The following is a 13,864-nucleotide window of genomic DNA, read 5'->3' on the forward strand; positions in this document are numbered from 1 at the left end:
GTGCCAAGCCCCGCCGAACGGGCCCCGCCCGACCGTCGGGACGGCGTCCGCCGGATTCGCGCCGGGCACGCGAAAGGGCCGCGATCCTCGTCGTGGAGGGCGAACTTGCATACTAGGCCGCACCCGACCCGGTGCTTGGCGCGTACTAGTGTTGGCCTCGTGAGCGGAACGCCGTCAGCGCAGTACTCGATCGTCATCCGGGTGGAGATCGACCACAAGCCGGGAGCCCTCGGCGAGGTCGCATCGGCCATCGGACACGCGGGAGGCGTCATCGGCGACGTCGCGCTCGTATCGGTCACGGGCGACACGCTCGTCCGCGACATCACCGTCTCCGCCGACGGCCAGAGCGCGTGGGACACGATCTCCGCCGCGATCACGGATCGGGCCGGCGCGCGCGTCCTGGCGATCACGGACCGCACGTTCCAGGTGCACGAGGGCGGCAAGCTCGAGACGACGCCGAAGCACCCGCTGAAGACCCGCGACGACCTCGCGATGGCCTACACGCCGGGCGTGGCGCGGGTCTGCAACGCGATCGCCGACGACGTCTCGCTCTCCCACGACCTGACGATCCGCAAGAACACCGTCGCGGTCATCACCGACGGCACGGCCGTCCTGGGCCTCGGCGACATCGGCCCCGAGGCGTCGCTGCCCGTGATGGAGGGCAAGTGCGTGCTGTTCAAGGAGTTCGGGGACGTCGACGCGTTCCCGCTCGCCCTGGACACCAAGGACACCGACGAGATCATCGCGATCTGCAAGGCGGTCGCCCCGACCTTCGGCGGCATCAACCTCGAGGACATCTCGGCCCCGCGCTGCTTCGAGATCGAGGAGCGCCTGAAGGCCGAGCTCGACATCCCGGTCTTCCACGACGACCAGCACGGCACCGCGATCGTCACGCTCGCCGCGCTGATCAACGCCTGCAAGATCACCGGCCGCCGGCTCGAAGACGTCAAGGTCCTCGTCACCGGCCTGGGCGCCGCCGGCATCGCGGTCACCAAGATCCTCCTGTCCGCCGGCGTGACCGACGTCATCGGCGCGGACTCCAAGGGCCTCGTCTCGACCAAGCGCGCCGACTACGTCGACGGTTCGATGAACAGCGTCAAGCGCTGGTACGCCGAGATGAGCAACCCCGACGGCCTGACCGGGCACCCGGGCGACCACCTCGCCGGGCGCGACCTCTTCATCGGCCTGTCGGGCGCGAGGATCTTCCCGGCCGAGAAGCTCGCGGTGATGAACCCCGACGCGATGGTCTTCGCGATGGCCAACCCGAACCCCGAAGTCTCCCCGGAAGAGGCCGCCCCGTACGCGCGGATCATCGCCACGGGCCGCTCGGACTACCCGAACCAGATCAACAACGTCCTGGCGTTCCCCGGCATCTTCCGCGGCGCGCTCGACGCCCGCGCGCAGCAGATCACCGAGGGCATGAAGATCGCCGCCGCCCACGCGATCGCGGACCTCGTCGCCGAGGAGGACCTGCGCGAGGACCACATCATCCCCTCCGTCTTCGACCGTGACGTGGCGCCGGCCGTGGCCGCCGCGGTGAAGGCCGAGGCGCTGGCCGCCGCCGGCGTCTGAGGGGCCGGGCGGTGCGGCCGGGCGGGTCGGCGGCCCGTCCGTCGCGGCGCCGATCGACTTCTGTACTCCTGAGGTACCGAACTCGACGCGACCGCCGACTGCTGAACGGCGCGCCGGCCGGCCATCGACTTCCGTACCGCCCGGGTACCGAACTCGATGCGACCACCGACCCGCCCCGCGTCCGCCCTCCCGCCGTCCACGGGAGGCGGGCCCGTTCCCCGGGTACGGGCCGGGCACGCGTACCCTTGACCGGGTCCGCAGCCCCGAACCCAGGAGGACCACGATGCACGTCACCGTCACCGGAGCGACCGGACTCGTCGGCTCGCGACTCGTCGCGCGGCTGCAGGAGCGCGGCGACCGCGTCACCGTATTGTCGCGGGACTCCGACCGGGCCCGCGAGGCGCTCGGCGACGTCGAGGCCGTCTGCTGGGCCCCGGGCCGCGACGCCGGCTCCACCCCGGACCCGTCGCTCGTCGCCGCCGTGGAGGGCCGCGACGCGGTGGTCAACCTCGCGGGCGAGCCGGTCTTCCAGCGCTGGACCGCGTCGTCGAAGCCGCGTATCCGCGCGTCGCGGGTGGACACGACCAAGCAGCTGGTCGCCGCGATCGGCGCGACGACCGAGCGGCCGAAGGCCCTGGTCAACGGCTCCGCGTCGGGCTACTACGGCGACACGGGCGATGCCGAGATCACCGAGGAGCACCCGCCCGCCGACGACTTCCTCGCCGACCTCGCGTCCGGCTGGGAGGCCGCGGCCCGCGGGGCGGAGGCGCACGGCCTGCGCGTCGCGGTGGTCCGCACGGGACTCGTCCTCGCCGCCGACGGCGGGGCGCTGCCGGTGATGGCGAAGCCCTTCCGACTCGGCCTCGGTGGCTGGTTCGGCAACGGCAGGCAGTACGTGCCGTGGATCCACGTCGACGACGAGGTCGGCCTGCTGCTGGCCGCGCTCGACCACCCGACGTTCAGCGGCGCGGTCAACGCCGCGGCGCCGGAGGAGGCGACGAACAAGCGCTTCTCCAAGGCCGTCGGCCAGGCGCTGCACCGTCCGGTGCTCTTCCCCGCCCCGGCCTTCGTCCTGCGGACCGTCCTGGGCGAGATGTCGGCGCTGGTGCTCGACAGCTCCCGGATGCGCCCGGGCCGCGCCGAGGAGCTCGGCTACCGCTTCGACCACCCCGGGCTGGCCGGGGCGCTGGACGACCTGCTGGGGGGCTGAGCCGCCTCGGCCCGGACGACGCCGTCCGGGCGACGCGGCCGGACACGTCCCCCCCGGGCGGAGGCCGCCGTCGGGACGACCCCGCCGGCGTCAGCGCGAGTCGATGGCGCGGACGGCGCGCCAGCCGTACGACTCGGCGCGGGCGACGCTCAGCGCCGGCGTCGTGATCGTGCCGTCGGCGTTCTGCCGGCCCTGGGCGGGCGGTCCGGGGACCGGGACCTTCACGAAGGCCGCGACCACGCCGTCGCGGCGGTTGCCCTTCGCCCCCGCGGCGCCGAGGCCGCGGAGCACGAGCTTGACGCTCCGCCAGCCGCTGATCACGCCGACCGGGGCGGGGGTGTGGTGCTTCCGCAGGTAGAGCGCGTCGATCCGCCGACCCTCGGGCGTGGCGTCCGGGACGACGTCGTCGACGACGGCCTCGGCCTTCAGGCCCTCCTCGCGGACGAGCCGGGCGGTGGCCTGGGAGGCCGCACCGCGCGAGAGCAGCACCGTGCGGCCCTTCAGCCGCGTGCCGAGGGAGCGCAGCAGCCCGGCGGGCTCGCCCCCGGAGGGGTCACCGCTCAGCACCAGGCAGTCGGTGCGACCCGTCAACGCGCCGGCGACCCGCTTGCGCAGGCCGGCGTCCGTCCACGAGGTAGCGTGGGCGCTCGCCACCGGCCGCAGGGCCGAGAGGTCGTAGGCCGGGCCCGCCGCCGCGGAGCGGGCGTCGGCGACCACGGTGCGCCGGCAGCCCGCGGCCTCGGCACGGTCGGCGAGGCCGCGCTGGACGGCCGCGTCGGTCGGGCTGAGGTCGATGTACGAGCGCCGGCCGCGGGGCTGGAGGTCCGCCTGTGACTCGCGGACGTCGTCGCCGCTCGCGTCGACGAACGACACGCCCGTCTGCGCGGCCAGCAGGCCGAACTCGCGGACCGAGACGGCGGACAGACCGGAGATCGCGCCGATCGCGCCGGCGTCGCGCAGGACCACGCCGGCCTCGCGGGCGGCACCGGCGACCCCGACGGCGATTCCGTCGTCGTCGGTGACGTCGCGCTCCGACAGGCGGAGGCTGAAGGCGCCGGCCCCGCCGCCGGAGTCGGCGAGCCCGAGCTCGGCGCCGGCGGAGATCGCGAGGCCCTGCGGACCCCAGGGGCCGCGCGTCGGGACGCCGAGGTAGACGGCGAACTTGCTGGCGCCGGCCTTCTCACCCGTCGGGTCGTCCCCGCAGCCGAGGACGCCGACGCCGGTGGCGACGAGCGCCAGTGCGAGCGCGGCGCGGTGCGCCGCGGAGGGCACCGGCTCAGGCCCTCAGGAGTTGGTGTCCGGGACGGACGTCTCGGTGCCGCGACCCGGGAAGTAGGAGAGGACCTTCCACACGGCGGTGGAGAGGACCATCAGGCCGGAGGCGATGAGGATCGCGTCGAACGACTTGAAGCCAAGCGCCCAGAGAACGATCCAGACGAGTACCGCAGCGGTGATCGAGTAGATGAGACCCATGGACCGGGGAATCTACCGCGAACGGCCGACGGCCGACGGCAGGCGTGCGGGTCGCCCGCCGGCGGCCGGTCCGGCGCGGCCCGGGACGTGGCGCCGCGGGCATCGCACCGGCGGGCCACGAGGTCCGGGGACGGGCGCACGGGCGCCGCGCGGAGGCCTGGCGATGCGCCCCCGGGCTCAGCGCCCGAGGCCCGCCGCGAGGTCGTTCATGACGGCGGTCACGGCGGCGACCGGGTCGTCCTCGCCGGCCGCGCGCACGAGGCGGCTGCCGACGATCACGCCGTCGGCGCCCGCGGCCGCGGCCTGCGCCGCGTGCTCGCCGTTGGCGATGCCGAAGCCCAGCCCGACGGGCACCTCGGCGCCCTGGCCGGCCGGGACCCCGGCGGTCTTCGCCCGGCGGACGACGTCCTCGAACTGGTCCGACAGCGACGCGCGCTCGCCGGTGGTGCCGGTGACGGACACCGCGTAGAGAAACCCGCGGGCCGCGGCGCGGACCTCGGCGACGCGGGCCTCGCTGGTCGCCGGGGCCACGAGCGGGACGAAGGCGATCCCCGCGGCGTCGCAGGCGGCGACGACGTCGCCGGAGTCCTCGCCGATCGGCAGGTCCGGGACGATCAGGCCCGAGAAGCCGGCGTCGCGCAGGCGCCCGGCGAACGTCTCGATGCCGGGGCGCAGCACGATGTTCGCGTAGGTCATGAGGACGACGGGGACGTCGGCGGCGAGCTGCTCGCCCAGCGCGAAGACGTCGTCGACGGTGACGCCCGCGTTCAAGGCCGCGGTGCCGGCGGCGTGGACGACGGGGCCGTCGGCCAGCGGGTCGCTGTAGGGGACGCCGAGCTCGACGAGGTCGGCGCCGCCGTCGACGTAGGCCTTCGCGATCTCACGCGACGTCGCCAGGTCCGGGTAGCCGCCCATGATGTAGGGCATCAGGGCCGCGGCGCCCTCGTGGTCGCGGAAGGCCGCGGCGAGCCGCTCCTCCCCCGCGCCGCCGCGCAGCGTCGACCTCGTGGTCGGATCGGTGCTCATCGGACCTCCTCCCCGCCCTGCGGGCCGTTCCCATCCTCGTCCGCGGCGGGATCGCTGCCGAGCGCCGGGGCGATCGAGCGTTCGCCGTCGATCTTCAGCGCGTCGGCGCCGTCGATCTCCTCGAGCTTGGCCAGCGCCTCGGCGAGGTCCTTGTCGCCGCGGCCCGACAGGCAGACGAGGTCGACCTCGACCTCGGGCGCGGGGACGTGGAGCACGTGGTGCAGCGCATGGCTGGACTCGAGCGCCGGGATGATGCCCTCCAGACGGGCGACCTCGCGGAAGGCGCGGACGGCGTCGTCGTCCTCGACCGGGACGTAGGTCGCGCGGCCGCTGTCGCGGAGCCACGCGTGTTGCGGGCCGACGCCCGGGTAGTCCAGGCCGGCGGAGACCGAGTGGGCCTCGAGGATCTGGCCCTGCGCGTCCTGCATCACGGGCCCGTAGGAGCCGTGCAGGACGCCCGCGTCGACCCCGCTCGCGAGGACGGCGCCGTGGGAGCCGGAGGCGATCCCGTGACCGCCGGCCTCGACGCCGACGAGCGCGACGTCCGGGTCGTCGAGGAACGCTGTGAAGATGCCGATCGCGTTGGAGCCGCCGCCGACGCAGGCGACGACGCGGTCCGGCAGGCGGCCGGCCTGCGCGAGGATCTGCTCGCGGGCCTCGTCGCCGATGATCCGCTGCAGGTCGCGGACGATCGCCGGGAACGGCGCCGCGCCGGCCGCGGTGCCCATCACGTAGTGGGTGTTGCCGACGCTCGCGACCCAGTCGCGGAAGGCCTGGGAGACGGCCTCCTTCAGCGTGCGGGCTCCGGACTCGACGGGCTGGACCGTCGTGCCGAGCAGGCGCATGCGCTGGACGTTGGGCATCTGGCGGCGGATGTCCTCGACGCCCATGTAGATGACGCACTCGAGGTCGAGCAGCGCGGCGGCGGTCGCGGTGGCGACGCCGTGCTGTCCGGCGCCGGTCTCGGCGATGACGCGCGGCTTGCCCATCCGCTTGGCGATCAGGCACTGGCCGAGCGCGTTGTTGATCTTGTGCGCGCCGGTGTGGTTGAGGTCCTCGCGCTTGAGCCAGATCTCGCGACCGGCCTTCTCGCTCAGGCGGCGGGCCAGATACAGCGGCGACGGGCGGCCGACGTAGTCGCGCAGCAGTCCGCGGAACTCGCTCTGGAAGTCGGCGTCGTCGCGCAGCTGCGACCACACCGCCTCGAGCTCGTCGAGGGCGGGCAGGAGCGACTCGGGGACGTAGCGGCCGCCGTAGGGGCCGAAGCGCCGCTCGCTGCCCACCTCGGGCCGGGGCGCGCCTCGGCCGGGGCCGACGACCGCGTCGAAGCGCTGCTCGGAACCGGCGCTCATCAGGACTCCGTCGTCGTGTTGATGCCGGCGCCCGCCTCGGCGCCGGCCGCCTGCTGGGCCGCCGCGGGGCTCGCGGCGGTCGGGCGCTCGGCGCCGGCGTCCTGGTCCGCGGCCGGGGCCACGGCAGCGTCCGGGGTCGCAGCGGCGTCACCGGGCTGCTCGGCGTCGCGGAACGCGCCGCGGACCTCGCGGACGAAGTCGGTGATCAGCGCCTGGTCCTTCTTGCCGGGCGCCCGCTCGGTGCCGCTGGCGACGTCGACCGCGTAGGGCCGGACCTCGCGGACGGCCTCGGCGACGTTGTCGGGGCGCAGGCCGCCGGAGAGGATCAGGGGCGGCTGCTTCTCGCCCGTCGGCGCGCGGCGGGTGCGCGCGAGCTTCCAGTCGAACGTCTCGCCGGTGCCGCCCTGGACGCCGGGCACGTGCGTGTCCAATAGGTGGAAGTCCGTATGGAAGGGCCGCAGCGCGGTGACGTCGGCGCCGGTGCGCACGCGGGCGGCCTTGATGACCTTGGCGCCCGTGCGACGGGCGACCTCGGCACAGTAGGACGGTCCCTCGTCGCCGTGCAGCTGCACGATCGTCAGCTGGCACTGGTCGACCGCGAGGGCGATCTCGTCGATCGTGGCGTTGACGAAGACGCCGGCGACCTCGACGCGGCGCTTGACCGCGGCCCCGATCCGCTGGGCCTCCTCGATGCGGCAGCGGCGCTTGGACTTGCGCCAGAGGATCAGGCCGACCGCCCAGGCGCCGGCCTCGACGGCGAACTCGGCGTCCTCGAGGTTCGTGATCCCGCAGATCTTGATGCGGGTCCGCACCACGGCCTTCGGCCCCGGGGCCTCGGGGGCGGAGGCGACGGTGTCCCGGGGCGCGACGGGCGCGGCCCGGACGGGTCGCGGGCGCGCCGTCGGCGGCGTCGCGGAGGGTGCCTGCTGGTCGTCCTGCACCCGTCCATCGTAGGCGGCTCCCGTTCCGGCCGCCCTGCGCGCCCGGTGCCGACCGTCGAGACGGGCGGGCGGGGTCGGCGCGCGGGCCGCGATCGCATCGAGTTCGGTACCTCACCGGTACGCAAGTCGACGACCGGACCCGGGTCGCCGGCCGGCCCGCGGATCGCATCGAGTTCGGTACCTCACCGGTACGCAAGTCGACGGCCGGACCCGGGTCGCCGGCCGGCCCGCGCATGGCATCGAGTTCGGTACCTCGGGGGGACGCAACCCGACGGCCCGCGACCCGGCGGTGGCGGGCGAGAGGTCGAACGGGCCGGCCGGCGCGCCGCCCGTCAGTCCGTTCCGAGCAGCTCCCGCACGCCGACCTCGACGTCCGGCTGGCGCATCAGGTGCGAGCCGACGAGGACCGCGTCGACGCCGACCCGCTCGAGCTCCTCGAGCTGGTCGCGGTGCGAGATGCCCGACTCGGAGACGACGACCTTGCCCGCCGGGATCTGGCTGAGCAGCTCGAACGTGGTGTCGAGGTCGACCGTCAGGTCCTTGAGGTTGCGGTTGTTGATGCCGATCAGATCGGCGTCGACGACCTCGAGCGCGCGCTCGAGCTCCTCCTCGTCGTGGACCTCGACCAGGACGTCGAGGTCCAGCTCGTGGGCCTCGCGGTAGAGCTTGGCGAGCTTGTCGTCGCTGAGCGCGGCGACGATCAGCAGCATCGCGTCGGCGCCGGAGACCGCGGTCTCGACCACCTGGTACGGGTGGACGATGAAGTCCTTGCGCAGGATCGGCAGGCGGCTCGCGGCGCGGGCGGAGTGCAGGTCCTCGAGCGCGCCGCCGAAGAACGGGCCGTCGGTCAGGACCGAGAGGGCCGTGGCGCCGGCGCGCTCGTAGGCGCCGACGATGTCCTCCAGGACGCCGCCCTCGCGCAGCGGCTCGGACGCCGAGGGCGCGCGGCGCTTGTGCTCGGCGATGACGGAGACGCCGGGCTGCGAGGCGAGCGCCTCGGCGAAGGGGCGGCCGTCCTCGCGGTCCACGAGGCGCTTGCGGAGCTCCTTCTCGGGGAGCTCCTTGCGGCGGCGCTTCACCTCCTCCTTCGTCCGGTCGACGATGTCGTCGATGATGCTCATGCTGGGGAGCCCTCGACCAGTTCGGTGGTGCGCTTCACGTAGTGCTCCATGACGGAGTGGGCCGCACCGGAGGCGATCGCCTCCCGGGCACGCTCCACTCCGTCGGCCAGGGTGTCGGCGCCGCCGCCGACCAGGATGCCCGCGCCCGCGTTGGCGACGACGAGCTCGAGCGCGGCGGAGGTGCCGTCGGCGACGTCGCCGGACAGCACGCGGCGGGTGACCTGCGCGTTCTCGGCCGGGCTGGCGCCGATGACTTCGTCCAGCGCGTGCGTGCGGACGCCGAGCTCCTCGGGCGTGATCGTGAACGAGCGGACGCCGTCGGGCGTGACCTCGTAGACGAGCGTCGGGGCGGCGATCGAGATCTCGTCGAGCCCGTCCTCCGACCGCACGAGCAGCGAGCGCTCGGTGCCGAGGCGGTGGACCGCGTCGGCCATCCGGTCGATCACGTCGGGGTAGCCGACGCCGATCACCTGGCGCTTGGCGCCGGCGGGGCTCGTCAGCGGCCCGAGGACGTTGAAGACCGTGCGGACCGCGAGCTCCTTGCGCACCGGGATCACGAACCGGGTCGCCGCGTGGTGGCGCGGCGCGAAGAGGAACCCGAAGCCGAGCTCGTCGATCACGGCGCCGGCCTGCTCGGGTGAGAGCTCGATCGACGCGCCCAGGGCCTCGAGCAGGTCGGCGGCGCCGGACTTCGACGTGGCGGAGCGGTTGCCGTGCTTGGCGACCGCGCAGCCGGCGCCGGCGATCACGAACGCCGCGGTGGTCGAGACGTTGAACGTCAGCGCGCCCCCGCCGGTGCCGACGATGTCGACGAGATCCTCGCGGGACGTCGTGACCATCAGCGCCCGGGAGCGCATCGCGGCGGCGAGACCGGCGATCTCGTCGGCCGTCTCCCCCTTCGTGCGGAGGGCGATGAGGAAGCCGGCGATCTCGACGTGCGAGGCGTTGCCGGCCATGATCTCCTCGAGGACCCGTTGGGCCTCCTCGAGATCGAGATCCTCTCCGGACGCGACCCGTTCGATCGCGGGCGTGAGCACCGGGTGCGGCATAGGGTCAGCGGAGGTTAATGGATTGCGACGCGTCCGACCCGGCGGTCAGGCCGCGGCGGCCCGGCGGAGGGCCAGGGTCGCCAGCAGCTCCGCCCCGTCCGCGAGCACCGCGTCGTCGAAGACCACCCGCGGCGAGTGGTGGTGCGCCGCGTCCCCCACGGCCAGGCCGGGCGGCCGGGCGCCGAGCAGCAGGTAGCACCCGGGGACCTCCTGGAGGACGCGCGCGAAGTCCTCCGACGCGCTCAGCGGGGCGTCCATCGTCGAGAATCCGTCGCCGACGAGTCCGCGGGCGACGTCGCTCGCGAACGCCGTCTCGGCCGGGTCGTTGTGCAGCACCGGGTAGCGGACGTCCCAGTCGACGTCGACCTCGCACCCGTGGACGGCCGCGACGTCGCGGCAGAGCTCCGGCACGCCCGCCGCCAGCGTCGCCGCCGAGGCCGCCGAGAAGCTGCGGACCGCCGCGCGGACGGTCGCCTCGTCGGGGATCACGTTCTCGGCGCCCCAGGCGCGCACGCCGGTGACGGTCGCCACCACGGGGTCGAACGCGTCGAACGTGCGGGCGACCCAGCCCGGCAGCGCGGCGACGAGCGCCGCGGCGGCCGCGACGGGGTCCCTCGAGAGGTGTGGCATCGCCGCGTGGCCACCCCGTCCACGAACCGTGGCGGTCAGGACCGCAGAGGCGGCGAAGAACGGGCCGGGGCGGGTCGCGACGGTCCCGCGGTCCCGCCGCGACTCGACGTGCAGGGCGTAGGCCGCGGCCGGGCGCCGGCCGGCGAGGTCCAGCAGGCCCTCGTCGAGCATGCGGGCGGCGCCGTCGTGCCCCTCCTCGCCGGGCTGGAAGACCAGCAGGACCGTGCCGGCGAGCTCGTCCCGGCGGGCGCAGAGCGTGCGGGCGGCGCCGACGAGGATCGTGCTGTGGAGGTCGTGCCCGCAGGCGTGCATCGCGTCGCCGTCGGCCGCGTACTCGAGGCCGGTCTCCTCGCGCAGCGGTAGCGCGTCCATGTCGGCCCGCAGCAGGACGACCGGGCCGTCCTCCGCCCCGGGCGCGGTGCCGCGCAGGACGCCGACGACGGAGCTCAGCCCGGTGCCGAGGTGCAGCTCCAGCGGCAGGCCGTCCAGCGCCGCGAGGATCGCCGCCTGCGTCCGCGGCAGGTCGAGCCCGACCTCGGGGATCCGGTGCAGCCGGCGGCGCAGCGCGACGAGCTCGTCCTGGGCGGTGTCGGTGGCGGCCACGGAGCGATCGTCCCACGATCCGGGCCGCCCGGCCCGGGAGCGGCGCTACCGGGCGACGCCGTTGTTCAGGAACCGCTCGAGCATGCCCATCCCCAGCGGGGTGAGGACCGACTCGGGGTGGAACTGGACGCCCTCCGCGGGCAGCTCCTTGTGGCGCACGCCCTGGATGACCCCGCCGCCGCGCGCGGTGACCTCGAAGCAGTCGGGCAGCACGGCCTCGTCGAGGACGAGCGAGTGGTACCGGCCGACCTCGACCTCGTCGGCCAGGCCGGTGTAGATCGAGCGGCCGTCATGCGTGATCAGGCACGTCTTGCCGTGCACGGGCTCGTGGCGGACGACGGTGCCGCCGAAGGCCTGGCCGAGCGCCTGGTGGCCGAGGCAGACGCCGAGCAGCGGGATCCCGGCCTCCGGGAAGCGGCGGACGGCCTCCAGCGAGATGCCGGCGTCGTCGGGCGTGCAGGGGCCGGGCGAGACCACGACCCGGTCGGGTGAGCGGGCCAGCAGCTCGTCGACGGTCGCCTGGTCGTGGCGGACGACGTCGATCTCCGCGCCCAGCTCGCCGAGCTCCTGCACCAGGTTGTAGGTGAAGGAGTCGTAGTTGTCGATGACGAGGACGGAGGTCATGTCAGGCCCAATCCGGTTGCTCGAGGGCGACCTCGACGGCGCGGCGGATCGCGCGCGACTTGTTGACGGACTCCTCGTACTCGTACGCCGGCAGCGCGTCGGCGACCGTGCCGCCGCCGGCCTGCACGTGCGCGGTGCCGTCCTTGAAGACCGCGGTGCGGATGTGGATGCAGGAGTCGAGGTCGCCGGACCACGAGAGGTAGCCCACGGCGCCGCCGTAGCCCCCGCGCTTGACGGGCTCGAGCTCGTCGATGATCTGCATCGCCCGGACCTTCGGGGCACCCGAGAGCGTGCCGGCGGGCAGGACGGAGCGCAGCGCGTCGGTCGCCGCGACCTCGGGCCGCAGCGTGCCGGAGACGGCGGAGACGATGTGCAGGACGTGCGAGTAGGTCTCGACGACCATCAGCTCGTCCACGGTGACCGTGCCGTACTCGCAGACGCGGCCCAGGTCGTTGCGTGAGAGGTCGACGAGCATCACGTGCTCGGCGCGCTCCTTCTCGTCGGCGAGCATCCCGGCGGCGAGCTCGGCGTCCTCGGCGGGCGTGGCGCCGCGGGGGCGCGTGCCTGCGATCGGGCGCATCGAGATCCGGTCGCCGCGGACGGTGACGAGCGGCTCGGGGCTCGCGCCGACGACCTGCCAGTCCCCGAAGTCGAGGTAGTACATGTACGGCGACGGGTTGACGACCCGCAGCCCGCGGTAGACCGAGAACGGGTCGATGCCCAGCTCGGCGGACCAGCGCTGCGAGGGGACGACCTGGAAGGCGTCGCCGGCGCGGACGTACTCGATGATCCGCGCGACCATCGCCTCGAACGCCTCGCGGGTGTGGTTGGAGACCCACTCCGGCGCCTCGCGGACGGGGAGCGGCGCGGGCTCCGCCGCGGTCCGGCCCGGGGGCGTCGGGCGCAGCAGCGCCCCGCGCAGCTCGACGATCCGGTCGGCCGCGGCGGCGTAGCGCTCCGCGAGCACGTCCTCGGACGCCCGCTCGCCGCCGGCGACGTCCGGATCGGCGCCCACGTGCAGCGGAGCCAGCGTCGTGATCGTGTGCTGCAGCCCGTCGAAGACGACCATCGCGTCGGTGACCTGCAGCGCGAGGTCAGGCGTGCCGAGCTCGTCGGGGTTCGGCTCCGCGAGCGGCTCGACGGTGCGGACGAGGTCGTAGGCGAAGACGCCCACGGCGCCGCCGACGAACGGCGGCAGGCCGGGGACGTCGGCCACGCGGCGGCGGCCGATCGCGTCGCGGGCCAGCGCGTAGGGGTCGCCCGGGTCGCCGAGCGACCACTCGATCGTCCGCGCGGGGCGGACGCCGAGGAAGGAGTAGCGGCCGACGCGGCCCTGCTCGGCGCTCTCCAGCAGGAACGACGGCTCGCCGGGGTGCGCGGCGCGGAGCTTCAGGTACGCGGAGACGGGCGTCTCGACGTCGTCGACCGTCTGGGCGAGCACCGGGACGACGTCGTGGTCCGCGGCGAGCGCGAGGGTCTCGTCGAACGACGGCCGCAGGCGCAGGCCGAGCGCCTCGGCCCGGGCCAGCGAGGCGGCCAGGCGCGGCGTCGCGGGCTCAGGCGCGGCGGGCACGCAGGACCTCGAGCACGTCGCCCAGGGTGCGGTCGCGGCCCTGGATCAGGGCCAGCAGGTGGTAGAGGACGTCGGCGGCCTCGTTGTCGACGCGGTCGTCGGTCTCCTCGCGCGCGGCGCGGAAGACCTCCTCGGCCTCCTCCTCGACCTTGGCGCCGGCGAAGGCGCGGTCGTTGAGGAGCTGCGCGGTGTAAGAGCCCTCGGGGGCGCTCTCGCGGCGGGCGGCGAGGACGCGGACGAGGTCGGGCAGGACCTCGTGCGGGGCCAGCAGCGCGCCGACGCCCTCGCCCTCGGGCGCCCAGTCGTCCGCCGCGGGGCCCTCGGGGGCGCCGGCGGGGTGGAAGCAGGTGCGCGCGCCGGTGTGGCAGGCGGGGCCGGCGGGCTCGACGAGCGCGAGCACGGCGTCCTGGTCGCAGTCGATGCGGAGGGCTCGAACCCGCTGCACGTTGCCGGACGTCGCGCCCTTGTGCCAGAGCTCGTTCCGGGAGCGCGACCACAGGTGCAGCTCCCCGGTCTCGCGGGTCAGGCGCAGCGCCTCGTCGTTGGCGTAGGCCAGGGTGAGCACCTCGCCGGTGCTCCAGTCCTGGATCACCACCGGCACGAGGCCGGCGTCGTCGAAGCGCACGGTGTCGGTCAGGTCCGGCAGCACGGGCACGCCGGCGATTCTGACAGCGACCGGGGGCGGGCGCC

13 protein-coding genes are annotated in these 13,864 nt (G+C 74.7%); 2 read left to right on the forward strand and 11 right to left on the reverse strand.

The genetic code is table 11. From position 1 onward, the window contains the following. Window positions 1-159: 159 nt before the first annotated feature. Window positions 160-1,572 (forward strand): NAD-dependent malic enzyme, encoded by a 1,413-nt coding sequence (locus AB0L40_RS02645; protein ID WP_364348744.1) that lies wholly within the window; start codon window positions 160-162, stop codon window positions 1,570-1,572. A 283-nt stretch (window positions 1,573-1,855) separates the two neighbouring features. Next, window positions 1,856-2,782: a TIGR01777 family oxidoreductase gene (locus tag AB0L40_RS02650; protein WP_364348746.1), complete on the forward strand. Its 927-nt coding sequence runs from the start codon at window positions 1,856-1,858 to the stop codon at window positions 2,780-2,782. Window positions 2,783-2,872: 90 nt separating this feature from the next. On the opposite strand, the gene AB0L40_RS02655 is transcribed toward AB0L40_RS02650, so the two are convergent. The 11 genes from AB0L40_RS02655 to hisIE all read right to left on the reverse strand — a co-directional run bounded on the left by AB0L40_RS02655 (window position 2,873) and on the right by hisIE (window position 13,829). Then, entirely contained in the window at window positions 2,873-4,054 is a 1,182-nt protein-coding gene (locus AB0L40_RS02655; protein ID WP_364348748.1) for a hypothetical protein, read from the reverse strand. A 12-nt stretch (window positions 4,055-4,066) separates the two neighbouring features. Then, entirely contained in the window at window positions 4,067-4,255 is a 189-nt protein-coding gene (locus tag AB0L40_RS02660; RefSeq protein WP_364348750.1) for a hypothetical protein, read from the reverse strand. Window positions 4,256-4,432: 177 nt separating this feature from the next. After that, entirely contained in the window at window positions 4,433-5,281 is an 849-nt protein-coding gene (gene trpA, locus AB0L40_RS02665; protein WP_364348753.1) for a tryptophan synthase subunit alpha, read from the reverse strand. Continuing rightward, window positions 5,278-6,633: a tryptophan synthase subunit beta gene (trpB, locus tag AB0L40_RS02670; protein ID WP_364348756.1), complete on the reverse strand. Its 1,356-nt coding sequence runs from the start codon at window positions 6,631-6,633 to the stop codon at window positions 5,278-5,280. The genes trpA and trpB overlap by 4 nt, the downstream gene beginning before the upstream one ends. Continuing rightward, window positions 6,633-7,574, reverse strand: coding sequence for a phosphoribosylanthranilate isomerase (locus AB0L40_RS02675; protein ID WP_364348759.1), 942 nt, complete (start codon window positions 7,572-7,574; stop codon window positions 6,633-6,635). The genes trpB and AB0L40_RS02675 overlap by 1 nt, the downstream gene beginning before the upstream one ends. 332 nt (window positions 7,575-7,906) lie before the next feature. Next, complete coding sequence (trpC, locus tag AB0L40_RS02680; protein ID WP_364348762.1) at window positions 7,907-8,695, reverse strand: indole-3-glycerol phosphate synthase TrpC; 789 nt, start codon at window positions 8,693-8,695, stop codon at window positions 7,907-7,909. Then, window positions 8,692-9,744: an anthranilate phosphoribosyltransferase gene (gene trpD, locus AB0L40_RS02685; protein ID WP_364348765.1), complete on the reverse strand. Its 1,053-nt coding sequence runs from the start codon at window positions 9,742-9,744 to the stop codon at window positions 8,692-8,694. The genes trpC and trpD overlap by 4 nt, the downstream gene beginning before the upstream one ends. Window positions 9,745-9,789: 45 nt before the next feature. After that, window positions 9,790-10,977, reverse strand: coding sequence for a M20 family metallopeptidase (locus tag AB0L40_RS02690; RefSeq protein WP_364348768.1), 1,188 nt, complete (start codon window positions 10,975-10,977; stop codon window positions 9,790-9,792). A 45-nt stretch (window positions 10,978-11,022) separates the two neighbouring features. Beyond that, a complete protein-coding gene (locus AB0L40_RS02695; RefSeq protein ID WP_364348771.1) occupies window positions 11,023-11,601 on the reverse strand; it encodes an aminodeoxychorismate/anthranilate synthase component II in 579 nt (192 codons plus the stop codon). 1 nt (window position 11,602) lies between these two features. Further along, window positions 11,603-13,105 carry a chorismate-binding protein gene (locus AB0L40_RS02700; protein WP_364348853.1) on the reverse strand — a complete coding sequence of 501 codons (1,503 nt, stop codon included), beginning with the start codon at window positions 13,103-13,105 and terminating at the stop codon, window positions 11,603-11,605. Between the two features lie 52 nt (window positions 13,106-13,157). Next, a complete protein-coding gene (hisIE, locus tag AB0L40_RS02705) occupies window positions 13,158-13,829 on the reverse strand; it encodes a bifunctional phosphoribosyl-AMP cyclohydrolase/phosphoribosyl-ATP diphosphatase HisIE (RefSeq protein WP_364348774.1) in 672 nt (223 codons plus the stop codon). Window positions 13,830-13,864 lie beyond the last annotated feature (35 nt).

The sequence above is a fragment of the Patulibacter sp. NPDC049589 genome (assembly GCF_040675535.1).
Classification (GTDB): Bacteria; Actinomycetota; Thermoleophilia; order Solirubrobacterales; family Solirubrobacteraceae; genus Patulibacter.

Excerpts from the sequence above, each read along its gene's own strand:
- AB0L40_RS02650 (WP_364348746.1), top strand. The coding sequence starts at position 1,856 with ATGCACGTCACCGTCACCGGAGCGACCGGACTCGTCGGCTCGCGACTC.
- AB0L40_RS02660 (WP_364348750.1), bottom strand. The coding sequence starts at position 4,255 with ATGGGTCTCATCTACTCGATCACCGCTGCGGTACTCGTCTGGATCGTT.
- trpA (WP_364348753.1), bottom strand. The coding sequence starts at position 5,281 with ATGAGCACCGATCCGACCACGAGGTCGACGCTGCGCGGCGGCGCGGGG.
- trpB (WP_364348756.1), bottom strand. The coding sequence starts at position 6,633 with ATGAGCGCCGGTTCCGAGCAGCGCTTCGACGCGGTCGTCGGCCCCGGC.
- trpC (WP_364348762.1), bottom strand. The coding sequence starts at position 8,695 with ATGAGCATCATCGACGACATCGTCGACCGGACGAAGGAGGAGGTGAAG.
- trpD (WP_364348765.1), bottom strand. The coding sequence starts at position 9,744 with ATGCCGCACCCGGTGCTCACGCCCGCGATCGAACGGGTCGCGTCCGGA.
- AB0L40_RS02695 (WP_364348771.1), bottom strand. The coding sequence starts at position 11,601 with ATGACCTCCGTCCTCGTCATCGACAACTACGACTCCTTCACCTACAAC.